Annotated in this window: 25 protein-coding genes and 1 pseudogene; 7 read left to right on the top strand and 19 right to left on the bottom strand. The window is 61.9% G+C overall.

Going from position 1 to position 23,315, the window contains the following annotated elements; genetic code table 11:
• Window positions 1-44: 44 nt before the first annotated feature.
• Complete coding sequence (locus tag GGD57_RS03445) at window positions 45-248, bottom strand: hypothetical protein (RefSeq protein ID WP_184466872.1); 204 nt, start codon at window positions 246-248, stop codon at window positions 45-47.
• A gap of 246 nt (window positions 249-494) precedes the next feature.
• Here GGD57_RS03445 and GGD57_RS03440 point away from each other — a divergent pair, with 246 nt between their 5' ends.
• Entirely contained in the window at window positions 495-893 is a 399-nt protein-coding gene (locus GGD57_RS03440) for a VOC family protein (protein WP_184466870.1), read from the top strand.
• 5 nt (window positions 894-898) lie between these two features.
• On the opposite strand, the pseudogene GGD57_RS03435 reads toward GGD57_RS03440, so the two are convergent.
• Together GGD57_RS03435 and GGD57_RS03430 are read right to left on the bottom strand one after the other, a co-directional pair.
• A pseudogene (locus tag GGD57_RS03435) lies at window positions 899-1,069 on the bottom strand (Lrp/AsnC ligand binding domain-containing protein); the annotation flags it as partial.
• A 15-nt stretch (window positions 1,070-1,084) separates the two neighbouring features.
• Window positions 1,085-1,726 carry a dihydrofolate reductase family protein gene (locus GGD57_RS03430; RefSeq protein ID WP_184466866.1) on the bottom strand — a complete coding sequence of 214 codons (642 nt, stop codon included), beginning with the start codon at window positions 1,724-1,726 and terminating at the stop codon, window positions 1,085-1,087.
• Window positions 1,727-1,815: 89 nt separating this feature from the next.
• Here GGD57_RS03430 and GGD57_RS03425 point away from each other — a divergent pair, with 89 nt between their 5' ends.
• Window positions 1,816-2,337 (top strand): winged helix-turn-helix transcriptional regulator, encoded by a 522-nt coding sequence (locus GGD57_RS03425; RefSeq protein ID WP_184466864.1) that lies wholly within the window; start codon window positions 1,816-1,818, stop codon window positions 2,335-2,337.
• Between the two features lie 14 nt (window positions 2,338-2,351).
• Here the strand turns inward: GGD57_RS03425 and GGD57_RS03420 are convergent, their stop codons facing one another.
• The 4 genes from GGD57_RS03420 to GGD57_RS03405 all read right to left on the bottom strand — a co-directional run bounded on the left by GGD57_RS03420 (window position 2,352) and on the right by GGD57_RS03405 (window position 5,227).
• On the bottom strand, window positions 2,352-3,155 hold the full coding sequence (locus tag GGD57_RS03420) for an ABC-2 family transporter protein (RefSeq protein ID WP_184466862.1): 804 nt from the start codon (window positions 3,153-3,155) through the stop codon (window positions 2,352-2,354).
• A gap of 2 nt (window positions 3,156-3,157) precedes the next feature.
• Window positions 3,158-3,958, bottom strand: coding sequence for an ABC transporter permease (locus GGD57_RS03415; RefSeq protein WP_184466860.1), 801 nt, complete (start codon window positions 3,956-3,958; stop codon window positions 3,158-3,160).
• A complete protein-coding gene (locus GGD57_RS03410) occupies window positions 3,955-4,956 on the bottom strand; it encodes an ABC transporter ATP-binding protein (protein WP_184466858.1) in 1,002 nt (333 codons plus the stop codon). Before GGD57_RS03410 ends, GGD57_RS03415 begins: the two co-directional genes overlap by 4 nt.
• A gap of 91 nt (window positions 4,957-5,047) precedes the next feature.
• Complete coding sequence (locus tag GGD57_RS03405) at window positions 5,048-5,227, bottom strand: hypothetical protein (protein ID WP_184467428.1); 180 nt, start codon at window positions 5,225-5,227, stop codon at window positions 5,048-5,050.
• Here GGD57_RS03405 and GGD57_RS03400 point away from each other — a divergent pair.
• Window positions 5,151-5,693 carry an NADPH-dependent FMN reductase gene (locus tag GGD57_RS03400; protein WP_184466850.1) on the top strand — a complete coding sequence of 181 codons (543 nt, stop codon included), beginning with the start codon at window positions 5,151-5,153 and terminating at the stop codon, window positions 5,691-5,693. The genes GGD57_RS03405 and GGD57_RS03400 overlap by 77 nt on opposite strands.
• A gap of 8 nt (window positions 5,694-5,701) precedes the next feature.
• On the opposite strand, the gene GGD57_RS03395 is transcribed toward GGD57_RS03400, so the two are convergent.
• Window positions 5,702-5,848, bottom strand: coding sequence for a hypothetical protein (locus tag GGD57_RS03395; protein ID WP_184466848.1), 147 nt, complete (start codon window positions 5,846-5,848; stop codon window positions 5,702-5,704).
• A 139-nt stretch (window positions 5,849-5,987) separates the two neighbouring features.
• Here GGD57_RS03395 and GGD57_RS03390 point away from each other — a divergent pair, with 139 nt between their 5' ends.
• From GGD57_RS03390 to GGD57_RS03380, 3 genes are all read left to right on the top strand, one after another.
• Complete coding sequence (locus GGD57_RS03390; protein ID WP_184466846.1) at window positions 5,988-6,659, top strand: response regulator transcription factor; 672 nt, start codon at window positions 5,988-5,990, stop codon at window positions 6,657-6,659.
• Window positions 6,659-8,008, top strand: a complete 1,350-nt coding sequence (locus GGD57_RS03385) for a sensor histidine kinase (RefSeq protein ID WP_184467392.1) — start codon at window positions 6,659-6,661, stop codon at window positions 8,006-8,008. The genes GGD57_RS03390 and GGD57_RS03385 overlap by 1 nt, the downstream gene beginning before the upstream one ends.
• A 169-nt stretch (window positions 8,009-8,177) precedes the next feature.
• Window positions 8,178-9,077: a DUF3313 domain-containing protein gene (locus GGD57_RS03380; protein ID WP_184466844.1), complete on the top strand. Its 900-nt coding sequence runs from the start codon at window positions 8,178-8,180 to the stop codon at window positions 9,075-9,077.
• Window positions 9,078-9,200: 123 nt separating this feature from the next.
• On the opposite strand, the gene GGD57_RS03375 is transcribed toward GGD57_RS03380, so the two are convergent.
• From GGD57_RS03375 to GGD57_RS03360, 4 genes are all read right to left on the bottom strand, one after another.
• Complete coding sequence (locus tag GGD57_RS03375) at window positions 9,201-9,704, bottom strand: BA14K family protein (protein WP_184466841.1); 504 nt, start codon at window positions 9,702-9,704, stop codon at window positions 9,201-9,203.
• 216 nt (window positions 9,705-9,920) lie between these two features.
• Window positions 9,921-10,130, bottom strand: coding sequence for a hypothetical protein (locus tag GGD57_RS03370; RefSeq protein ID WP_184466839.1), 210 nt, complete (start codon window positions 10,128-10,130; stop codon window positions 9,921-9,923).
• 192 nt (window positions 10,131-10,322) lie between these two features.
• Window positions 10,323-10,556 (bottom strand): hypothetical protein, encoded by a 234-nt coding sequence (locus tag GGD57_RS03365; protein ID WP_184466837.1) that lies wholly within the window; start codon window positions 10,554-10,556, stop codon window positions 10,323-10,325.
• Between the two features lie 122 nt (window positions 10,557-10,678).
• A complete protein-coding gene (locus GGD57_RS03360; protein ID WP_184466835.1) occupies window positions 10,679-11,515 on the bottom strand; it encodes an alpha/beta fold hydrolase in 837 nt (278 codons plus the stop codon).
• Between the two features lie 361 nt (window positions 11,516-11,876).
• Between GGD57_RS03360 and GGD57_RS03355 the strand changes: the two genes are divergently transcribed.
• The gene (locus GGD57_RS03355; protein ID WP_184467390.1) at window positions 11,877-12,833 is read left to right on the top strand and encodes a S1C family serine protease; all 957 of its coding nucleotides are present in this window, start codon (window positions 11,877-11,879) and stop codon (window positions 12,831-12,833) included.
• Between the two features lie 216 nt (window positions 12,834-13,049).
• On the opposite strand, the gene dusA is transcribed toward GGD57_RS03355, so the two are convergent.
• From dusA to GGD57_RS03320, 7 genes are all read right to left on the bottom strand, one after another.
• Window positions 13,050-14,051, bottom strand: a complete 1,002-nt coding sequence (gene dusA / locus GGD57_RS03350; RefSeq protein WP_184466833.1) for a tRNA dihydrouridine(20/20a) synthase DusA — start codon at window positions 14,049-14,051, stop codon at window positions 13,050-13,052.
• Between the two features lie 196 nt (window positions 14,052-14,247).
• On the bottom strand, window positions 14,248-14,460 hold the full coding sequence (locus GGD57_RS03345) for a cold-shock protein (RefSeq protein ID WP_003540801.1): 213 nt from the start codon (window positions 14,458-14,460) through the stop codon (window positions 14,248-14,250).
• Window positions 14,461-14,997: 537 nt separating this feature from the next.
• A complete protein-coding gene (locus GGD57_RS03340) occupies window positions 14,998-15,465 on the bottom strand; it encodes a DUF3828 domain-containing protein (RefSeq protein ID WP_184466831.1) in 468 nt (155 codons plus the stop codon).
• 230 nt (window positions 15,466-15,695) lie between these two features.
• Entirely contained in the window at window positions 15,696-17,420 is a 1,725-nt protein-coding gene (locus GGD57_RS03335) for a cadherin domain-containing protein (protein ID WP_184467388.1), read from the bottom strand.
• A gap of 390 nt (window positions 17,421-17,810) precedes the next feature.
• Window positions 17,811-18,197, bottom strand: a complete 387-nt coding sequence (locus GGD57_RS03330) for a GNAT family N-acetyltransferase (RefSeq protein ID WP_184466829.1) — start codon at window positions 18,195-18,197, stop codon at window positions 17,811-17,813.
• Window positions 18,198-18,251: 54 nt separating this feature from the next.
• On the bottom strand, window positions 18,252-21,332 hold the full coding sequence (uvrB, locus tag GGD57_RS03325; RefSeq protein ID WP_184466811.1) for an excinuclease ABC subunit UvrB: 3,081 nt from the start codon (window positions 21,330-21,332) through the stop codon (window positions 18,252-18,254).
• 132 nt (window positions 21,333-21,464) lie between these two features.
• The gene (locus GGD57_RS03320) at window positions 21,465-23,204 is read right to left on the bottom strand and encodes a rhomboid family intramembrane serine protease (protein ID WP_184466809.1); all 1,740 of its coding nucleotides are present in this window, start codon (window positions 23,202-23,204) and stop codon (window positions 21,465-21,467) included.
• Between the last annotated feature and the right edge of the window lie 111 nt (window positions 23,205-23,315).

Raw genomic sequence — 23,315 nt, 5'->3', positions numbered from 1 at the left:
GGCGGCGCTCGTCGTTCATGGGGAAACAGGTCGCGGGCGGCGTTTTACTGGTGGTCCAACTGCCTCGATAGCTCGGCAAAAAGCTTGTCGTGGTCAGTGTTCAACTGGACGAGGTCGACGGCAATGGTGATGGCGCGGCGCCCTTCGACGCTGTCGATGTCGAGCTTCTTCTCGCAGCACCATTGCCGAACGGCATTGGTGACGATTGCGATTTCATCATCGGTGAGTGAGATGAGCGATAAGAGCATGGCGTCCCCCCGTGAAGCGGCAAGAGCACCTATGATCTCTCAAGCGGTCGTGCCGATACCGATGGGCCGATGGGTTCACTCTACGCTCATTCCCCACCAACGCCACAGCTATTTTGACATGGTTTGGCGCAGCCCGATGTCCAGGGGATGGCCGGCCTTCAGGCGCCATGTCCTTGGCGGTCCGCGCTTGCCGATCGGCCGCGAGCCAACATAATGTCAAGGCTACCCGAACGGGAGGAGCAACGGATGAGCGATGACACCGGCAGAAATGGTCGGGCGCTTCAGGTGACAGCCCATGGCATCATACTCAAAACAGAACGTTTCGAGGAATGCGTCCGCTTCTACCGCGACATTCTGGAACTGCCCGTCTGGTTCGAACAGGACGACCTCACATGCCTGCGGTTCGGCGACGGCTATCTCATGATCGAAACCGGAGGAATGGCGCGGGACAGCCGAAAGCTCGGCCACGAGAATCCGACCATCCTGCGGCTCAACGTCGTGGATGTCGGGGCTGCGGCGGCCGCGCTCCAGTCCCGGGGCGTCGCTGTCGATATCAGGCGCTTCAGCTGGGGCGTCATCGGAGCGTTCGTCGATCCCGATGGGAATGCGTGTGAATTGAAGAATGCCGGCGCCCCGTTTTCCTGAGGTTGTCAGACCGGCATCTGCGATGACTGCTTGATCTTCTGCATCGGGATTTCGGTTTTGATGTTGCGGCCGCTTTCGATGCGGCCGAGATGTTCAATCTGGAAACGCCCGTAGCCGTCCAGATCGGGGGCCACCACCCTGAGGATGAAATCGCAGTCGCCGGCCATCAGATGGCATTCGACTGCGGCTGGTTATTTCGCCAGGACGATATGCGTGGCGTGTTCGGTGGCGACATGTTCGACGACGCGGAAGCCGAGGGCCGGCAAGTCGATGCCTGCAAACATCGCTTCGCCCTTGCCGAGCACGACGGGCGCGATGGCGAAATGCAATTCGTCGATCAAGCCGGCCTGCAGATATTGGCGGACGGTGCTGACGCCGCCGCCGATCTTGACGTCCTTGTCGCCTGCGGCCGCTTTCGCCTTGTCGAGTGCCTCATGAATGCCGCCGGTGACGAAGTGGAAGGTCGTGCCGCCTTCCATGACGAGCGGCTCGCGCGGGTAGTGCGTCAGAATGAAAGTCGGCGCGTGGTAGGGTGGGTTCGGTCCCCACCAGCCCTTCCAGGCCTCGTCGGGCCAGTCGCCTCGGACAGGACCGAACATGTTCCGTCCGAGGATGAAGGCGCCGAAATTGGCCATGCCGCGGGCGGCGTAATCCTCGTCGACACCTGACGAACCGTCGTCCTTTCCCTGCATCGCCCGGAAGGTGCGGGTGTGGAAGAACCATTGGAACATTTCCGGCCCCCGCTTTCCGAGCGGATCGTTCAAGCTCTGCTCCGGCCCGGCGCCGAAGCCGTCCACGGAAAGGGAAAATGCTGCAACACGCACCTTGGACATGCTTTCCTCCATCTGATTGCGTTTTGAAACTGGTTGCTTTGTCGCATGTGTGATCCTATATTGCAACCAGTTTTTGAAGGAGATGTTTTGTGGATATCGAACTGCGGTCGGGCTGCCCGATCAACCTGACGATGGAGGTGCTGGGCGACAGGTGGAGCCTCATCATCATCCGCGACATCATGTTTGGCAACCGCCGCCATTTCCGCGAGCTTCTGACCCATTCGCAGGAGGGGATCGCCTCCAATATTCTGGCCGCCAGGCTGAAGCGCCTGCTCTCGCTTGGATTCATCAGCAAACGCGATGATCCGAGCCACAGCCAGAAAGCCATTTACAGCCTGACGGAACCGGCGATCCAGCTCGTTCCCGTCTTCGCCATGATCGGCGCCTGGGGCCGGCGCCATCTGCCTGTCAGCGAAGATCTCAGCATCCGCGCCGAACTTCTCGAAGAGGGCGGGCCGCCGCTCTGGGGCGAATTCATGGAGGATCTTCGGCAGATCCATATCGTCGATCCGATCGGCGGAGCCAACGGGACGTGCACGTCGGCGGTGCTCGCGAAGCTGACGGCGGCGTTCCTCGAGGTTCGCGCCAGATCGTCGTCGCAGCTATCCTGACCCGGCTTGTCCGATCAGCCGCCGGCGCCCTGATATTTGCCGGTGGCGTACCGCCAATAAGACATGGCGATCAGCACCCAGATCGGGCCGGCAGCGAGAGCCACGGGCCCGGCCCAGTCCCCGAGGATCGGGATGGGTTTGCCGAGCAGGGCGCCGACCGGGACCGAACTGGTCAGCGCCAGCGGAACCGCGGTGATGAGAGTGATCTGAATGCCGCCGGGGAAGATATTGAGGGGGTAGCGGTTCAATTCCCAACAGCCGAAGAAGATCGAGAACAAGTGGTTGGAACGCACCCAGATCAACGCCGTGGCGCCGATCATGGTGATCAGCGCCCCCGTCACCAGCGTCGCGCTGATGAGCGCCGCCATGAAGAACGACACGGACCAGAGCGACCAGGCGAAGTCGACGGACAGGATGGCCCAGCCCATCAGCGCCACGGCCAGGATGACGTGGCCGGTATAGCCGATATTGAGGCCGGAAAAAATCAGATAGGCCCAGGGGCTGAACGGTTTGACCAGCAGCGTATCGAAGGTGCCGAGCCGCACCAGTTCTTCCAGATCGCGCAGTTGCACGAAGCTCATCGCCGCGCCGAGCGAATAGGCCAGCAGCTGGAAGCTGAACAACAGAGCGAGTTCCGGCCAGCTCCAGCCGCCGAGTGTGTCGAAGCGGGCAAGCAGGATGCCGATGGTGGCGAAGACGCTGCCATAGGAGAGGATCTGCGCAAAACGATCGAGCCAGAAAGCGCCGCGATATTCCATCTGCGAGCGGACATGCATCCGCACCAGCAGCGGCAGGACCCGCAGGTGATGAATGAGCACGATCAACCTCCCTGCACGGTGATGCGGCCGGAAGCTGCGCGCCACAGAAAAAGGACGCCGGCCAGGAACAGGGCGGCCCAGCAGAGGCCGAGGCCGAAATGGAGCCAGACATCGGGGGCCGAGAGCCTGCCGAGATAGACGGCATTGGGATAATAGACCACCCAGGCAAAGGGCAGATGGCGGGCAATCGTCGCCAGGGGTTCGGGGAAGAACCAGAAGGGCACCAAAAGGCCAGAGAATAATTGCAGCAGGGCGCCCAGGATCCAGTCCAGCGAGAAGCTGGTCATCAACCAGAAGGCCATCAGGCCGAGGAGCGCCGACATCAGGAACAGCAGCGTGAAGGACAATGCCCAGAAGGCGATGAACATCAGGCCATGAAACAGGCTCGCCGGCGGCAGCATGCCGTAAAACAAGGCGGTGAAGGCGACGGTCGGAATGACCTGGCTTGCCAGGCGATAGAAAAAGCTGCCGCATTCGTTGGCAAAAAGATAGAGCGGATAGGACAGGGGCTTGAGCAGCCAGATCGCAACATCGCCCGTTTTCAGCGACCGGCCGATCTCGCCGATGATCCTTTCAGGGCGGGTCGCGCCCATCACCGCGCCGCCGAGCAGAGCATAGGTCACCATCTGCTGCAGCGAGACCCCATCGACCACCATCGCGCCGACACCGGCATAGGCCGCCTGCCAGATGGCGACACGCGCAAAGACCTGCACGAGCTTGCCGAAGATGTTGGCCCAGACTTCGTTGCGGTAGGCGAGCTGCGAATGGAAGGAACTGCGCGCAAAGGCGAAGTAAGCGCTCATGACGCTCGGGCCTCGGCATTGCGGCGCTGGTAGAAGGTGCGGATGACCTCTTCGATGTCGGGCTCGTGCAGTGCCACGTCCTTGAGATCGCGCCCGCTACCGACCTCCGACAGGATTTTGACCAGCGATACGTCTTCGCGCTCGATCAGATAGTTCTTGCGCAAGCCCTCGTCGCTGACGAGCGAGGCCGTGCTGAGCGGCAAAGGCCCGGGGTCGCTGGCAAACTCCAGCGTCAACCGCCGGGCCGAGCCCAATGCCGCCCGCAGGCTCCTCAATTCGCCATCGAAGATCAGCCTCGAGTGATCGACCATGATCAGCCGCGGGCAGATGGTTTCGATGTCCTGCAGGTCGTGGGTGGTAAGGATGATGGTGACGCCGCGTTCGCGGTTGATTTCGGCAAGAAATCGCCGCACGGCATCCTTGGCGACCACGTCGAGCCCGATCGTGGGTTCGTCGAGAAACAGGATCTTCGGGTCGTGCAGCAGCGACATGACGATCTCGGCGCGCATGCGCTGGCCGAGGCTGAGCTGGCGCACCGCGCGGTCGAGAAAGGGCGTGAGATCGAGCAGCTCGCTGAAGCGCCGGAGATTGTCCGCATAGCGGGCAACGGGAATCTCATAGATGCGCTGGTGCAAGGTGAAACTGTCGACCAGCGGCAGGTCCCACCAGAGCTGGCTGCGCTGGCCGAACACAACGCCGATCTCGCGCGCATTGTCCATCCGCTTGAGATGCGGCGTCCGGCCGAGCACCGTCAGCGCGCCGGCGCTCGGCACCAGGATGCCGGTCATCATCTTGATCATGGTGGATTTGCCGGCGCCATTGGGGCCGAGATAACCGACGGCTTCGCCGGCCGCGACGTCGAAATCGATGTCGGAAACCGCCTGAACTTCGGTGTATTCGCTCGTCACCAGCGTCTTCAGGGCGCCCAGAAAACCCGGAAATCTCTTGTGCTGCCGGAAGCGTTTGCTGACGCCCCGTGCCTCGATCAAAGCCGTCATATGTATTCCCGCCGATTCGGCAGTTGTGAGTGGGAACGCAGGCTAACGCCGAGCTCGGCCGGTGCAAGCAAAAGTCGCTTTTGGTCATCACTCAATCGTGCAATTCAAACTGCGGCAGCGTGCTTTTCGCATCCGAAAGATGCGCCGCAGCCTTTGGCGTTGACAGCCATAGCCAATCGGTCGCTGTTAGGGCCATGAAGATTCTCGCAATATCCGGCAGCGCCCGGCGCAATTCCACCAATACATCAATGCTGCGGGCCGTCAGCGCCATTGCGTCAGATGACATCGAGATTGCGATCTTCGATGGCGTGGGATGTTTGCCGGTGTTCTCGCCTGATCTCGAGGGGGAATCTCTGCCGGAGGCGGTGCGGGATTTCATCGCTCTGATCTCTCAGAGCGACGGGGTGATCATTGCCAGTCCGGAATATGTACGATCCATTCCCGGCGGCCTCAAGAATGCGATCGACTGGCTCGTATCGGGAGATGAGATCGTCCACAAGCCGATCGCTCTGCTGCACGCATCGCATCGGGGCGACGACATGCTGGCTGGTCTTCGTACCGTCCTTGCAACCGTCACCGACCGGTTCGCGGACGATATCTTCCTCCGGCTTCCGCTGATGAAACTGGAGCCGGCCGAGGTGTTTCAGGCCGTCGAGATGGCAGAGAACCGTTCCCAAGTGCGGGCCTATCTGCAGGCCTTCTCGGCCTATTGCACTGAAGACAGCGAGACCGTCTGAAGCGCCCATCATTGCACCTGCATCAGGAGGCCGCTCTCGAACGCAGCCTTTTGGTGAAGCGTGTGCAGAATGACGAGCGGGGCTGCGAGCAGCGCCGCGAGAATGAGGGCGGAGAGGAAGTGTCTCGTCAGGAGACAGAGGATAGGCCGGATCATCTTGATCTCCAACTGCTGCGGATAGTCTTCGTGCTGGACCTCAACAATTGCGGCAGCATGACCGGCTTCCTTTCAGCCTCCGCAATGCTGCCGCAATCCTTGTGGCGGAGAGAGGGGAAGCGAAAAGAACGGGCGGGCGATGCGGATATTGCTGATAGAAGACGAGAGGGATCTGGCCGAGGCGCTCTCGGCAGCGCTCGGCAAGCATGGGATCGTCACCGACCACACGATGCATCTGGCCGATGCCATCGAACTGACGCGGCAAAACCTCTACGACGCGATCCTGCTCGACCGGCGCCTGCCCGATGGCGAAGGGCTGAGCTTCATTCCGGCGCTGCGGCGAACGGGCAAGGATACGCCGATCATCGTGCTGACGGCGCGCAACGAGCCGAAGGAGCGGATCGAGGGCCTCGACCTCGGTGCCGACGATTATCTCGGCAAGCCGTTTCTGGTCGAGGAGCTGATGGCGCGGCTGAGAGCCGTGCTGCGGCGGTCGCCTGAACTTTCCGAACTCAAGATTGCTGTCGGGCGGATGGAGATCGATCCGCTGCATCTCAGCGTCACCGTCGGTTCGGTGCCGCTCGACCTGCCGCGACGTGAACTTCTGGTGCTGGCAGCCCTTGCGAGGCGCAAGGAGAAGACCGTGCTGCGCTCGACGCTGGAGGCGGCTGTCTACAATTACGAGGAGGAAATTCAGTCCAATGCGCTCGACGCGCATATTTCCCGGTTGCGCAAGCGGCTGATCGATGCCGGCGCCGGCGTCGCGATCCACAATATTCGCGGCGTCGGTTATCTCATGAAGGAAGAATGATGGCCGTAACCGGCAACGTCAATCCGTCGCTGCGGTGGCGGCTCAGCTGGCAGCTCAGCCTCGTCTTCGTTGCCGTGGTGGCGGCCGTCATCGTCGGCCTTTGCGTTTACGGGGCGATGATCCTTTCGCCGAATGTCGGCACGAAGGACCGGCTGATAGCAGCGCTTGGGGAGGCGCTGAACCGCGATGCGCAAGGCAGGCTTGTCATCGCCGACAGCCGGCGCCTCAGCGCTTTCAAGGCGGAGAGCGAGCGGCTTTGGTTCGTCGCGGCGACGCCGGATGGGCAGACGGTTTCCTACGGCGCGGTGCCGGAAGCCTATCAGGCGCTTGGCCCCTATGTGCACCTGATCAAGGAGGCTGACATACGCGGTGCCGCTTCTACCGGCGAGAGTGCCACGATCGACAGCGCCGAGGCGCGGATCGGGCCTTTCCGGGTGATGTATGGCGGCAATCCGAGCCGGAGCGCCACCTTCCTGACCATGCTTGCAGAGACCTACCCGATCTATGTGCCGCTGTTGGCGATCGCCCTGCCGGCAGTCTTCTTCACCGTGCCCAGGATCGTCGGTCGGGGCCTGGCGGGGATCAGCGACGTGGCGCGTGAGGCGGCGGCAATCGAGCCGCTGCGGCAGGGCGCACGTCTTCCCGTAAGCGGCATTCCCCGGGAAGTGTCGCCGCTGGTGACCGCCTTCAACGACACGCTGGAGCGATTGGAGAATGAATTCCGCAAACGCCAGCGCTTCCTGATCGATGCTGCGCATGAGCTGCGGACGCCGATCGCCATCATGCAGACGCGCATCGACGGTATGCCCGATGGCCACGAGCGGCAGCGGCTGCTCGGCGACGTGGCGCGGCTGGCGGAGGCCGCCGAACAGCTGCTCGATTTCGAGCGAAACGATCAGGCCGCCGATCTTGACGAAACGGTCGATCTGGTCGGCATCGCCCGCAGCGTGGTCGCCGACCTCGCGCCGCTGGCAATCGCAGGCGGCTACCAGATCTGCTTTCAAAGCGAGACGGAAAGCCTCGAACGCCGCGGCAGCGCTTCCGCCCTGCCGCGGGCGATCAGCAACCTGGTGCGCAACGCCATCGACCACGGCGGCAACAGGGGCATGATCACCGTATCGGTATCGCGCTCGGCTTCCGGCGGCGGCAGGATCAGCGTTGCCGACGAGGGGCCGGGCATTCCGGCCGAACATCGCGAACTGGTGTTCGAGCCCTTCTATCGTGTCACTCCAAGAAGCAAGGGGGCCGGTCTCGGCCTCAGCCTCGTCAAACAGGTCGCCGCAAACCATGGCGGCGAGGTCGGCATCGAGAGCAGTGCCGCCGGGACGCGGGTGACGATCGAACTCTGACAGGTCAGGCTAGGCTCAAGCGGCATCCGCCGGTCGGGAGCGAAGTTGTAATGTTGCGGCAATTCTCGACCGCCACTTTCGCCTGCACTAGAGGGCCGCGCGTCTGACAAGACGCAGGGACTTTTAGCGCTTTAAACCTGCGCATAATCCCGAAAATGGATTTCGGATTATGCGCGATCGGCGACGGAGGCCAGGCAGCGTGCGCAGCAATCCATTTTTATTTTCCTTTCCACCGGCGTTGAGGGGCTTGTCTCTCGCCTTGCCGCTGACGCTCGCCATGGCTGCTGCAGGGTGCAGTTCCGTACCCCTCAAGGAGGTCGGCACGCTTTCCTCCTACGGCAATCTCGGCGCGCCGAAGGGCAAGCTGCAGAAATCGCGCGTCTATGTCGACGGGAGGCGTCTGATCACGGCAAAGACGGTGAACATCGTGCCGACGACTTTTGCTTTCAGTGCTGCGACCCGCGTCAAATCGGACGCCGACCGGGTGATGGTGGCGAATGCGCTGGACCGGGCGCTCTGCGTTTCGCTCAGTGACAAATATCAGCTGGTCTCTTCAGGCCAGCCGGCGGACCTGACGATCCGCTCCGTCGTCACCGACATCGTACCGACCAATAAGACCATGGCGGGCGTTTCGACGATCGTGACCGTCGGCACCGGTTTCGTGCTGCCCGTCGGCGTGCCGCGGCTGCCGGTCGGCCTTGGCGGGCTGGCGGTCGAGGCGGAAGCCGTCGACAGCGGTGGTGTGCAACGGGCGGCGATAGTCTGGTCGCGCGGGGCAAACTCGCTGCAGAACAATCCACGCGTTTCCGAAGTCGGCGACGCCTATGATCTGGCTTCGAAATTCAGCGGCGAGTTTTCCCGCATTCTGATCAAAGGCAGGGAAGCGAAGGGATTGGACATCTCGCTGCCATCCGGCCAGCGGATGAAATCCTGGCTCGGCGGCAAACCGAAATACGCCGCCTGCGACGCCTTCGGCAGGTCGCCCGGACTGATGGGCGCTGTGGCCGCCAAATATGGGGCGCCGCCGCAATGGACCGAGAAGAAGCCGAAACCGGCCGCAAGCTACTGAGAAGATCCGCGGCGGCGCCGACGGCCGCCGCGACAGCACGCAGCCCCGCCGCAGACGTTGTCCCCGCGGCATCAAAAAAGCCCCGCATCTTGATGCGAGGCTTATGCTGACGGGTGGACCGGTTCAGCGGCACTGGCGGCGCGGGCCGTAGCTCGGCTGGTAGGTGTTGTCGTAGGCGCGATAGGACCGGTAGCGGCTGTAGCAATAATCTTCGTGCGAGCCGTAGCCACGTGAAGAATAGGCGCGCGGCTGCGAGGCGATGATGCCGCCGAGGAGGGCGCCGGCGGCCAGGCCGCCAATGATGGCGCCGGTATTGTCATGGTGGTGATACCGGCGGTCGTAGCGGCGATCCCAGCCATAACGATCGTTTCGGCGGTAGTCGCGGTCCCCGTAGTAGTTGCGATCACGATAATGATGGCGTTTGCGATACCAATCGTCATCATTCCTGCCGAACTGACCCGGGCAATTGGTGAAGTTGTTGCAGCCAACGGTCGTTATGTCGGGATTTCCGGGCGCCGGTTGCGCCGCTGTCTGCATCGGGCTCGGCACGAAGGCCGGACCTGCCGAGGCCGGCATTCCGGAGAAGGCCGTCGCTATAGACAGGGCAATGATGGCGATTCTGTTCATTTCACTCACCTTGGGTAAACGGATGTATCGAAGGCGTAACGCAGCGGAAGGGATTAAGTTCATTTTGGGGATGGGAGAGGGTGATGTATGTGCGTCTCGACTAACGTATAGGGCAAGACGGAGCTCGGCCGCCGGCGGTTGGCGCAGTGGCGCGTGCCTGACGGAAACCCAAGCAAATGCTGAATTCGAGCGTACGCGGATGGCGCGTTACCGCCGTCATTTTCCGCCGGCCAGCAATCGAAGCTGGCTCTCGTCATGCACGCCTTGCCGGTAAAGCTCGATGATCAGAGCGCCAAGCCGGTTGGCTTCTGCGCTCGATCTGTCGATATCGAGCCCGCTGCAGAGGGCTTCGTGGACGCGCCTGCACACATCGAGGTCTTCGGATGCGAGCGGTTCGTCACGCGTGTTGACCAGCTTGTCTGACATCGCAATCTGCCCTTTTTCGATGCCGTGAATCGCTATTGTGAAAAAGATAATTTCACGATCCTGGCTCTACAAGATGGGCGAAGGTCCGAAATACAAACAATTGGTGACGTGGAAATACGGACAGGGGCTTGCGCGGCTCGGGGATGAGACAGGCGGGCGCATCGGCCCGACAGGCGGCGCGCGCGTGGCGACCTATTCGGTGGCAGGGTGCTTGCCGCTTTGCTGCGACAGGCGCAGTTCCTTCAGCCGTTTGGTCTTCTCCCGGCGAGCCCGCTGCTCCGCCTCGATGGTTTCCTTGGCGGCCCGCTCGGTGTTTTCGAACCGATCCTGCCGGTAAGCCTTTGATGAGGGTTCACGTTCTCTGGTCATGGCCGCTAAACGCAAAGCGGCGAAAACGGTTTCATCGGAAAACGCGCAACCGGCCATCAAACGGCCGCGGCGGTCGGGGCGCAGCCCGTTTGCTGCAACCCGCGGCTGATAATCTTGCCGTGTCGGGCAGGTCGTGCCGGGCGCCGGACGCGCGCTGTGGCGCCCGGCGGCCTGGCGGATCAGCCCTTGATGAAGGCGAGGATGTCGGGATTGATGATGTCGGCATGGGTGGTGCACATGCCGTGCGGAAATTTTTCGTAGACCTTCAGCGTCGCGTTCTGCAGCAGCTTGGACGAGAGCAGGGCAGAGTCGGCGATCGGCACGATCTGGTCGTCGTCGCCATGCATGACGAAGGTCGGCACGGTGATGATTTTCAGGTCTTCGGTGAAATCGGTTTCCGAGAAGGCCTTGATGCCGTCGTAATGCGCCTTGGCACCGCCGATCATGCCCTGGCGCCACCAATTGTTGATGACCGGCTGCATCACCTTCGCGCCGGGCCGATTGAAACTGTAAAACGGGCCGGCCGGCAGATCGTAATAGAACTGCGCGCGGTTGGCGGCGAGCTGCGCGCGCAGGCCGTCGAAGACCTCGATCGGCAGGCCGCCGGGATTGGCATCGGTTTTCACCATGATGGGCGGCACGGCGCCGATGATGACGAGCTTGGCGACGCGGCCCTGCGGCTGGCCATGGCGGGCGACATAGTGGGTTGCTTCGCCGCCGCCGGTGGAGTGGCCGATATGGACGGTGTTCCTGAGATCGAGATGCTCGACGACGGCTGCGGCATCGGCGGCGTAATGATCCATGTCGTGACCGTCGCCGACCTGGGTGGAGCGGCCATGGCCGCGCCGGTCATGGGCGACGACCCGGTAGCCCTTCTCGAGAAAGAACAGCATCTGGGCATCCCAGTCATCGGAGCATAGCGGCCAGCCGTGATGGAACATGATCGGCTGGGCGGTCTTCGGCCCCCAATCCTTGTAGAAGATCTCGACGCCGTCCTTGGTGGTGACTGTGCTCATGTCTGGGCTCCTCGATGGGGTTGGCTGATGTGGTTAGAAATTTGCGCCGTTGCCGGCAAAATTGGCAAGGCGATAGGCACCGCAGCGCGCGGCCAGGTTGGAATATGCAGATGTCGTCATCAAGCTGATCTTTATATTCAATTGACATAACAGAATTTTATCATGAGGCCAGACCACAGCCGGACAATTCGGGTCGATGCGTTACAGGAAGCCTCGGCAGGCGCCGCCGCCGGGGCGCCCTTGAACGCGGTTCATCGCCCAACCATCTAATCCACTACACATCATCACCATGGCGAACCGTCGCAACCGCGGCCGCTTCGCCGGCGGCGGGACGGCCGTTTTGCCGCCTGAGGACCAGATCATGGGTTATATGGACAAGGAGATCGTGCCTCAGACCGACGGGGCGCCGATCGATGCCTATTCGCAATCGATCGCAGCAGCAGTCGACATCGTCGGGCCGGCGGTCAGCCGGATCGAGAGGGTGGGTGGCCGGCAGGGGCACGGGTCGGGCTTCGCCATTTCGCCTGACGGCCTGATCATCACCAACAGCCATGTCGTCGACGATGCCAAGGCCGTTCGCATCACCACGCCCGATGGCTTCGTCACCGAGGGCCGGGTGCTCGGCCGCGATGTCGATACCGATATCGCTCTCATTCGCGCCAATACCGGGACCAGCGCCTGGGCGAAGCTCGGAGATTCCCAGCGCCTGCGCAGAGGCCATATCGCCATCGCGATCGGAAACCCGCTCGGCTTCGAATGGACTGTCACCGCCGGCATCGTCTCGGCGCTCGGCCGGTCGATGCGGGCAGCCAGCGGCCGGCTGATGGAGGATGTCATCCAGACCGACGCCGCACTCAATCCCGGCAATTCAGGCGGGCCGCTGGTGTCGTCAGGCGGGGAGGTTATCGGCGTCAATACCGCCGTCATCCAGGGCGCACAGAGCATCGCCTTCGCCGTGGCGTCGAATACCGCCAATTTCGTGGTTTCGGAGATTCTCCGCTACGGGCAGGTGAGGCGTGCCTTTATCGGTATTGCAGGCGACACCATCGTGCTGCCGCGCCGGGTGGCGCTGGCGGCGGGCACGGTGCAGACGACCTCCGTTCGCATCCGCGGGGTCGAGCCGGAAGGGCCGGCGGCAAAAGGAGAGCTGCAGGAGGGCGATTATATCCTCGCCATCGACGGCAGCCCGGTCGGCGGCGTCGATGATATCGTTCGATTGATGGATGGCAGCCGGATCGGCAGAGAGACTGAGATCCTGGTGTTTTCGGTGGCGGGCCGGATCGAGAAGAAGAGCTTGTTGCCGATGGCGCGAACATGAGCCGCTGCAGACTACGCAAGAAACAGTAAGCGCATGCGGCGTGTCCGCTCGTCGCTGTAGGCCCGATGATCGACTGGACGGATCGGCATTGCCGCTATTTCCACTTGCAGATCGGTCGGGCTGGCACTGCTTTGTATCGAGTTGGCGGTGCGTAATATGATCATCCACGGCTGCGCCTACGTCACGTCGGGCGCACGGCAAAGACATCACCCAACGTCAGGCGCTGACCGCCTCCTGCTCCGTCCCTGAAAAATCCACAGCCGCAAAGGCCGCCGCCAGCACCTCCGGCCCGGCGCCGCTTTTGGCCGCGTCGGTCGAGAGGATCTGGCGATAGCGCCTGGCGCCGGGCAGGCCGGTGAAGAGGCCGACCATGTGGCGGGCCACATGCTGCAGCCGGCCGCCGGCCGCGATGTGGCGTTCGGCATAGGCCATCATCCGATCGCGCAGCGCTTCCCAGTTCGGTTCGGCCGCCGGCGCGCCGAAGAAGCGCTGGTCGACCTCGGCAAGGATCGCGGCATTCTGATAGGCGGCGCGGCCCAGCATGACGCCGTCGACCTGTTCGAGATGGGCTGCGGCTTCGTCAAGCGTGCGGACGCCGCCGTTGATGCCGATGAAGACATCGGGCCAGCGCTGTTTCATCCGGTAGACGATCTCATAATCGAGCGGCGGGATCTCGCGATTCTCCTTCGGGCTCAGGCCCTTCAGCCAGGCCTTGCGCGCATGGATCCAGATCGCGTCGGCGCCGGCATCGAGAACGTGGGTGATCAGCTCCGGCAGCGCCTGCTCCGGTTCCTGCTCGTCGACGCCGATCCGGCATTTCACCGTCACCGGCACGGTGGCGACCACCTTCATCGCCGCGATGCATTCCGCCACCGTCTTCGGCGTCAGCATCAGGCAGGCGCCGAAAGTGCCGGATTGCACGCGGTCGGAGGGGCAGCCGACATTGAGGTTGATCTCGTCGTAGCCGTAGGGCTCGGCGATCTTCACCGCCTCGGCAAGCTTTGCCGGGTCCGAGCCGCCGAGCTGCAGCGCCAGCGGATGCTCCGCGGCGTCATGGCCGAGCAGCCGGTCGCGCGGACCGTGGATGATCGCATCGGCCACCACCATCTCTGTATAGAGCAGCGCCTGCCGGCTGATCTGGCGGTGGAAATAGCGGCAATGCCGATCCGTCCAGTCGATCATCGGGGCGACCGCAAAAATCGGGCTCTTCTGCGTCATCGACGTTCCATTATTCGTTATTCCCGGGGCGCCGCAAAGGGGCTCTGCAATGCGGAGCCCACCGCCGCGGGGCGGGATCATTCATCAAGCGCGCATATAACATCCGGCGGTGCGATCGACAAATGACACTCCCGCCGCAAACAGAAACGGCGCCCCTTGCGGAGCGCCGTCCATACCGCCGAAGCGGAAATCTGACTTACGAAGCCGAGATGTTGACGGCCTTCGGGCCCTTGCCCATGCGGTCCGGCTCGGTGTCGAAGGTAACCTGCTGGCCTTCGCGCAGCGACTGGATGCCAGAAGCCTGCAGCGCAGAGATATGGACGAAAACGTCCTTTGCGCCGCCGTCCGGCGTGATGAAACCAAAACCCTTGTCCTGGTTGAAGAATTTTACGGTGCCCTTGGTGGCCATTGGGATCGTCCTTTTCCCTTAGTCTGTGTAGTATCCGCGCCCCCGAGAGGAAGCGGACGGCTTTAGCTTTCGCCCCGATCGATTGGGACGAAGGGTCAGTCGGAGAAGTCACGTACGGGGAAAGAACGTCTACGTAGGCGGGTAGTCCCGCGCCGCCTTCCAAACGGAAGGGATTACCACATCAGTCCAGTCACCGGCATGCAAATGCCCGAGTAGGCGAATTGGTGCCAGCTTTTCGGGCAAAAAGCAAGCGGGATTATTTTGGCATGTCTGCATCTATGTCAGGAAATGCCGAAGATTCAGATACTTGAGGAAAAGTTAGCGTTTCCTTGCATAGCTGTGCCATAGCGGGATTCCGTGCCGAAACGGGATGAGGGGCGGATTCGGTGGCCGGGTATGGAGTTTGCGCGCCCGCCCTCGTGGTTCGAGACGGCCCCTTGGGCCTCCTCACCATGAGGCTCTCTTTGGCGCCAGCGGCATTTATTCTACGGCTAGCGCAAGTATCCGCCCTATCCTCGTCGCGGGCGAGCCCCCCGCCTACTGCCCATCCCCCAGCAACGCGCTTAGGCTCCAAGGATTTTCCGCCTTCTGGTTGGCGATGTCGTCGACCTTCCAGCCGCCATGTTCCTTGACCAGGGTGTAGAAGAGCGTCACCTCTTCGCCGTTTTCGAACTCCACCTCCACCTCGGCCTTGTCGTCGAGCAGGATCGGCTGGCCGATCCTGACGTCGCTCGCCGTGCCGTCCTGGCCTGATATGACCGGATCGAAGTCGACCGCGCCGACATCGCCCTCCGGCGTGTTGTCGAGATCGGCCTGGAGGAGCTCGTTCAGATGGTCGGAGAAGAAGATCGAATAAGGCGAGGGTGCCTCAGCGTCGCTGTTGTCGGTGTTGTAACTGTAGAGCGCCTTGAGCAGCGCCTTCGGTGTCTTGTAGGTTTCAGCCGATGCGGGCAAGGCTGCGAGCGCCGACACGGCAAAGGCGAGGATGAATGTGGGCAGGCGCATGCGGGCTCTCCTCCGATAAGCAGAGAATCATATCCGAAACGGGCGTCGAGGTGGAGCTGCATTTTGGAAAAGGGTTGCCCGGGAGCGGCGCTGGGTCTTGCCGTCTCCGGTTGATGCCGGCGGGCGACCATCAGCAAAGTTCGGCCGGTGGGACTGCCGGAAGGGAAGTCCCACCTGTTGTCGATGTCGTCGGTGGCGTATCTCTGCGCGCAACCGCGATCGGATGGCAGTTAGATCAGTGCTTCATGCGACATTGCCGAAAACGACGGCTCGAAGACGTCCTTCACGGCGAGTGTGAAGCTGTGGCTGGTGGTGTTTCCGGCCGCGTCATAGGCTTCAGCGGTGAAGGTCAGGCTGTGGGTGCTTTCGTAGTCGATTCCAGCTTTTGTCTGGATCTTGTTGCCGACGAGCTTGAAGACGCCGTCTGCATCATCCGTCAGCCGCCACTTCACCGCTCCGCCTTCCGGATCCACGGCCGAGAGAAGACCGACCGAGGTGCCGATCGCGACATTCTCGGAGATCGAGCTGCGCGAGAAGGCGAGGTTGATCGGCGCCTTGTTGACAGGGGCCTCGTTGACGTCGAGGACGTTGATCGTAATGTCCTTTTCGACCGTGACCTTGCCATCCGAAACGGCCACCTTGATCGTGTACGACTTGGCCGTCTCGTAATCCAGAGCCTTTGACGTGACGATGCGATTGCCGTTGATCCGGAAATGGTCGTTCGCCCCGTCGAGTAGCTTGTAGGTAAGGACGTCGCCGTCGGCATCCTTGGCGCTGAGCAGGCCGACCGTGGTCCAGATCGGGGTGTCCTCGGACAGTGCGGTCTTCGAGAGCTGGATATTGGTCGGCGCGCTATTGCTGCTATTGGGCTTGAAGGTTCCCTGGGCGAAATCGTAAACGCCGTCTGCAAAGCGGGCGAATTCGACGTCAGTCAGCGTATCCGTTCCTTCCGCGGCGCTCGTCAGGATGTGATCGCCGTTGTTCATGGCGAAGGAATAATTGGCGAAATTACCTGAGAAGATCGCGGTATCGATGCCTGCGCCGCCATTGATGGCGTCGTTGCCGGCGCTGCCAGTCAATTTGTCATTGCCGGCATTGCCGTTGAGGATGTCGTTGCCGCCATTGCCGTCGAAAATGTCGTTGCCGTCGGTGCCAAAAAACTCGTCGTCGCCGCCGCCCGTCTTGACGTCAATGCCGGAGGCATAGCCGTGGATGAAAGATCCGCGATCTCCCAACTCGTCGGAAAGATCGAGGTGGGCATTGTCCGTCAGCGCCAATGAAGGATTAAAATTGTGGAAAGAATCGGTCGACCAGACGATCTTATCAAAGCTTTCGAACTGCGCGCTTGAACCGGCAACCCAAACGCCCGCCGTTTCAAGAATTTCGATGTTCTTAATCGTCAGGCCCTGGAGCGACGGGGCACGCAGCGTATCGATCCCGGCGCCGCCATCGATCGTTCCGGACAGTGAAACAAATGTATCCACAGTTATGGCATCGTCGCCGTCGCCCGCATCGATGTTATAGACCGCAGGGGTAAAGCTGAAGCGGTCATCATCGGAGATCGTATCGTTGCCTGCGCCGCCTCTGATGACGTCATTTCCGACGTCGCCCCAAAGCATGTCATTGCCATCCCCACCATTCAGCGTGTCATTACCAACTCCGCCCTGGATCAGATCGTTTCCGGCGCCGCCGTTCAGTGTGTCTGCACCATCACCGCCATTGATGTTGTCGTGGCCTGCGCCTGTCGTGATCGTATTGTCGCCGCTTGAGCCTGTCACGTTTGCAGAGACCGCGCCCAGTTCGTCGGCGAGGTTCGCTACACCGGAATCCGAGACCACCAGGGTGACAGGCGCGGAAGCGTTATTGGCGGAGTCGCGGATGATGTCGTAGGCTTCGAACTCTACGCCGGTCTTGGTAATTGTGGCGCCGTTCGTGTCTAAAATATTCAAGGCCATATTTATCTTTCCCCAAAAGATGCGTTGTACTCGGAAAATGAGAAATCCGCGAAAGAACTGTTTATTGTCTCGGCGGACGACAACCCCTCGGGGATCTATGCCCACCATTAATGAAGTTTTCAATGAGAAATTGCGATTTTTTCCTGGCTTTTTAACGAAAAAGTAAGGCTGCAATACTCGGGAAGGACTTCGAATTTGCGAACCAAAAGTCGTGGTTTAGTCTTTTAATTTATGCTCTCTCATATGCGTTTATGAGCTCGGATTATAAGCGTGGGAAAACTGCATTCGCCTGTGCTTCAGCATTGCCGTCGGGCGTGGCCATCGGCGGCGCTGTCTCATTCCCGATGAGTCTTGGCGCATCCGCTTTGAGGGGCGCTTCTGTCAGGGTTCTCATGCGAGCTTGATGAGACCTGCCTCTGTGGGGGTAAATCCGCAGGCGCGGTAAAAGCCGGTCAGATGCGGCTCGAAATCGACATGCAGCCATTCTGCGCCGCGTTCGCGGGCCATTCTCGTCGCTTCCCTGACCAGCCGCGTTGCGATCCCTTGCCTGCGCATCCCGGGATGAACTGAAGTGTCGAGAATGAAGGCGTGAATGCCGCCGTCCCATGCGACGTTGACGAAGCCGACGAGCCTGTTGTCGTGATAGGCGCCGATATGGGTGAGGCTGCGGGAGAAGACAGGGGTGAAGGCGCGCGGCGCTGGGGTGTTCCAGGCGGCGGACCAGAGGGCGTTGAGTTCGGTGGCGGAGGGGAAGGGGTCGATGCGGAGTTCTGCCATGACCGTTTCAAATTCTCTGCTTAGATGAGAGATGCCGGCATCGCCGCACGGCGTTCACCGCCCCGGCCGCCCGGTTTTCCCTTTCGTCCGCCCCTTGCGCTTCTGCTCGCCTGGGTCCTCATAGCTCCCAACGCCCGTCTTTCCCCTGACCACCGACCGTACGTCATCGCGTTCCGGCTGACCTTCCAGCAACGGCGAGAACCGTTTCGTGCCCTTGGCGGCGTCCGGCTTGTCAGGCACGTGGCCGGTCACGGGCTTTTCCGTGCGGCCGACGGTCATTTCGTCGAGGGTGTTGCGGCGGAAGAGGCTCTTGTTGTCGGCGGGGGTGGCGACGTGGCGGCCCATTTCGTCGAGGTCCGGTTTGCGGAAGAGGGGTGTGGTGGTGTCGGTGCCGGGGCCCATGTCGTCTAGGGTTGGTTTGGCGAAGTAGGAGGGTGTGGCACCCCCCTCTGTCCTGCCGGACATCTCCCCCACAAGGGGGGAGATCGACTCGCGGTTGGCTTTTCCGTTCCTTTTGCCGCCTTCCTGGTTGCGGGCTTCTTCTCTCGCCATCGGGTCGTCCATCGCGGCGAGTTCCACGGCCTTGAGGCGTTTGATTTCGTCGCGGAGGCGGGCGGCTTTTTCGAAGTCGAGGTCGGCGGCGGCGTCGCGCATGCTCTTTTCGAGCGCGTTGAGATGGGCCTGCAGGTTGTTGCCCACGAGGTTGCCGCCGTCGGCGAAGCCTTTGCCTGCGGCGCCCGAGATGTCGGCGCGGACGTGGTCGCGCTCGTAGACGCTGTCGAGGATGTCGGAGATCTTGGCCTTGACGGATTCCGGTGTGATGCCGTTTTCGAGGTTGTAGGCCATCTGCTTTTCGCGGCGGCGGCCGGTTTCCTCCATGGCACGCTTCATCGAGCCGGTGATGTTGTCGGCATAGAGGATGACCTTGCCGTCGACGTTACGGGCGGCGCGGCCGATCGTCTGGATCAGCGATGTCTCGGAGCGCAGGAAGCCTTCCTTGTCGGCGTCGAGGATGGCGACGAAGCCGCATTCGGGAATGTCGAGGCCTTCGCGCAAGAGGTTGATGCCGACGAGCACGTCGAAAGCGCCGAGGCGCAGATCGCGGATGATCTCGATGCGCTCCAGCGTGTCGATATCGGAGTGCATGTAGCGCACGCGCACGCCCTGTTCATGCAGATATTCCGTGAGGTCCTCGGCCATGCGCTTGGTCAGCACGGTGCACAGCGTGCGGTAGCCCTTGGCCGCGGTCTCGCGGATCTCGCCGAGCACGTCGTCGACCTGGGTGCGGGCCGAGCGGACCTCGACCGGCGGGTCGATCAGGCCTGTGGGGCGGATGACCTGTTCGGCGAAGACGCCGCCGGACTGTTCCATCTCCCAGCCGCCCGGCGTGGCCGAAACGGCGATGGTGTCGGGGCGCATGGCGTCCCATTCCTCGAAGCGCAGCGGCCGGTTGTCCATGCAGGAGGGCAGGCGGAAGCCGTATTCGGCCAGCGTCGCCTTGCGGCGGAAGTCGCCCCGGTACATGCCGCCGATCTGCGGCACGGTGACATGGCTTTCGTCGATGAAGACGAGGGCGTTGTCGGGGATGTATTCGAACAAAGTCGGCGGCGGATCGCCGGGGTCGCGGCCGGTGAGATAACGCGAATAGTTCTCGATGCCCTGGCAGGAGCCTGTGGCTTCGAGCATTTCGATATCGTAGCGGGTGCGCTGCTCCAGGCGCTGGGCCTCCAGCAGGCGGCCGGCCTTTTCGAGCTCGGCGAGGCGAAGCCTGAGCTCCTCCTTGATCGACTTGATGGCGCCGTTCAGCGTCGGGCGCGGGGTGACATAGTGCGAATTGGCGTAGATCTTCACCGATTTCAGATCGCCGACCTTCTGGCCGGTGAGCGGGTCGAATTCGGTGATGGAATCGATCTCGTCGCCGAACATCGAGATGCGCCAGGCGGCATCCTCAAGGTGGGCGGGGAAGAGTTCGATCGTGTCGCCGCGCACACGGAAGGAGCCGCGCGTGAAATCCATGTCGCGGCGCTTGTATTGCTGGGCGACGAGATCGGCCAGCAGCTGACGCTGGTCGAGCCGGTCGCCGACCGACATCTGGAAGGTCATCGCCGTATAGGTCTCGACCGAGCCGATACCGTAGATGCAGGAGACCGAGGCGACGATGATGCAGTCGTCGCGTTCGAGCAGCGAGCGCGTCGCCGAGTGGCGCATGCGGTCGATCTGCTCGTTGATCGAGCTTTCCTTCTCGATATAGGTGTCGGAGCGCGGCACATAGGCTTCCGGCTGATAATAATCGTAGTAGGAAACGAAATATTCCACCGCATTGTCGGGGAAAAAATTCTTGAATTCGGAATAGAGCTGGGCCGCCAGCGTCTTGTTCGGCGCCAGGATCACAGCCGGGCGCTGCGTCGCCTCGATCACCTTGGCCATGGTGAAGGTCTTGCCCGAGCCGGTGACGCCGAGCAACACCTGGCTGCGGTCGCCATTCTCCAGGCCCTCGACGAGATCGCGGATCGCCGTCGGCTGGTCGCCTGCCGGCTTGTATTCGGAGTCCATGCGAATGGTGATGCCGCCTTCGGATTTATCCGGGCGGGCAGGGCGGTGCGGCGTCCAGATCTTGCCGTTCTTGTGCAGCGGATTGCCGCTTTCGATCAGCTTCGACAGCGCCTCCACCGTGGCGGTGACGCCACCCGGTGCGAGGTTGCCGGCATCTTCGAGTGAAATGTCGAGACCGGCAACGGGATTGAGGCCGGCGGCGGCGCGTGTCTTCGGGTCGGATGAGCCGCCGATCGAGACGCCGCGCGCTGTCTTTGAAGCGCTCACGCTGCCGGCGCTCTGCGCCTTCGCTCCGCGGGGGCCTCGCATCGGCTCGGACGCCCGTTCGGGCTTGCGGCCTTCGGCCGATCGCGCGGCAACGGCTTCGGCGTGCTTGCGCGCCTCGTTCTCCACCTTCTTGCGGTGCTTGCCGGCTTTGGAGGCAATTTCGCGCTGGCTTTCGACGCCCGCCGCCTCGGCATCCGCCTCCAGCTGCTTCACCCAATCGGCGACGGAGCCGGAGAGCGGCGCGCCTTCAAAGGACGACTGCGGGGCTTCCTCGAAGCCATTCGGGGCGGGGGATTTCTTCGGAGATTTGGCCATGGCGGGAATATGGAGAGAGTCAGCGCGAAAGGGAAGAGGAAAAGAGTACAAAAGGGAAACGAACTGTTTGTTCGAAAGATGGAATAGTTGGGCGCCTGCTTAGCCTATGGCATCACTGCGCCTTCACGGTGATTACTTCGCGTTGAGATTGCTCAATTCGCCCCCTGCTCCATCATATTCGATGAATGTGGTCGGGCAGGACATCCGAGCGGTCTGGAATCTGCGGCGGGCCTCTTCCTTGGCCCCGGCAAGCAGATACCATTCGCCAATATAAAAGATCGACTCGCAGATCTGGTTGCTGTCAGTTGCCTTCGACGTCAGTTCGTCCGGCGTCAATTCGCGGAGGAAAAGACCGTAGACGGGATAAGGCCACACAGCCTTGTCGATCTCGCCGGCTGCAGCCCTGAGCTCATCGAGCGCTTTGGGATCGCCGCCCCGCCTTTGAGCGATATAACGCCAGAGACGATAATAGGGGGCGGTGCGCGGATCCTCGCTTGCCAAGGCGGAAAATCCCGCCGCGGCCTGCTCGTACCTTCCCCCGAAATAGTTGGTCATCGGGTCGTTGACATAGAATCGGCGCGCATTGGTGATGGGCCACAGCGACCCCGCCGCGATGAGGACGAATGCAGCGCTGAAGGCGATCGCGGCTGCGCCGAAACGCGGCGTCGGGCGTTCCCGCGGCCAAAGGGTCAACAGCAGGAGCGAGAGCGCCGCGCCGGTCACCGCGCCGCCGAAATGGCCGGCATAGTCGATGGTCTGCCCCTCCTTCGCCGCAGACAGGAACGGCAGCAGCGAGGGAACCAGAATCTGGATGGCGCCCACCTGCAGTGAAGATGCGATCGGCGTCGACCGGAAACGAATGCTGCCGGCGATCACGGCTGCGAAAAGCCCGACGATGCCGCCGGAAGCGCCGACACCAACCGTATTGACGTCATTGATCCAGACCGACGCAAGGGAGCCGCCAAGGGCGCTGGCGAAGAAGATTGCCGCAAACCAGCGCCAGCCGATCAGCCGTTCGAACAGCATTCCCGCCATCCACAAGCAGAAGCAATTGGAGGCGAGATGGACGATGCCTCCATGCATGAAGGGTGCGGTGAACAGCCGCCACCACTCGCCGCCCTCGACGATGCTCGGGCGAAACGTGCCGCCGAGCACCAGCAATGTGCGAATACTGGGAGAGCCGACCCTCGATGCTTCGACGCCGAAGGCGAGTTCGCCGGCATAGACGGCGACGAGAACGGCAAGAAGAGCATAGGTGAAGACGGGATAACGGGCGCCATCGAAAGCGGGTTCCGGCACTTCGTCTTCGTCCTCCTCGGGGATCGAACCGGCTTCCTGCAAGGCTTGCCATTTGGCTTCGAACGCTTCGATCGCCACTTCCGCGAATTCATCAAATATCGAGTTCGAACGGCCCCGCAACATATGCAGAGGGATGCCGACCTTGAGGCGCGAACCAACGAACCACTCCGGCAGCCTGGCGGCCAGCCCCCGTCTGATCAGCGCCTTGGCGGCGCCAGGATCGAGGTGGAGGACTATGGAATCCGCGCCTTTGCTCTGGAATCTTTCGAAGCTCCGGATGTCCGACCAGCGTATGATCTGGTCGGGGAAATTCGGCAGCCGGACGCCGGCCGTCGATACGACCAATCCTGGCCCCCTGGAAAAGAGCTTTGGCACGAGCAGGAGTGCGAGGAGGCCAAAGAACACTGCGCCCAGCAGCGAGAAGAACCAGACGGCATGAGGGTCCTTGTCCTTCGGCGGATGGAAGCCCAACAGGATGGCCCCGGCCGCGATGGCGATCAAAATCAGGATGATGAGCAGCAATTTGCCTTTGTTGTAGGCGTATTCCGATCTGCGCAATTCTTCCGGCTTCATTCAAAATTCTCACTAAAAAGGCATTCATGGCACCGCGCTGATCCGAGATCGCAAGCGAGTGATTTTCGTATCAAGAAGATTTCCCCGAGAAAGATTATCTACTTGCAATGG

The organism is Rhizobium esperanzae, from assembly GCF_014197615.1.
GTDB lineage: Bacteria > Pseudomonadota > Alphaproteobacteria > Rhizobiales > Rhizobiaceae > Rhizobium > Rhizobium esperanzae_A.
Note: the sequence above shows the minus strand (reverse complement) of the source record. Positions and strands in the feature narration are given on the sequence as shown.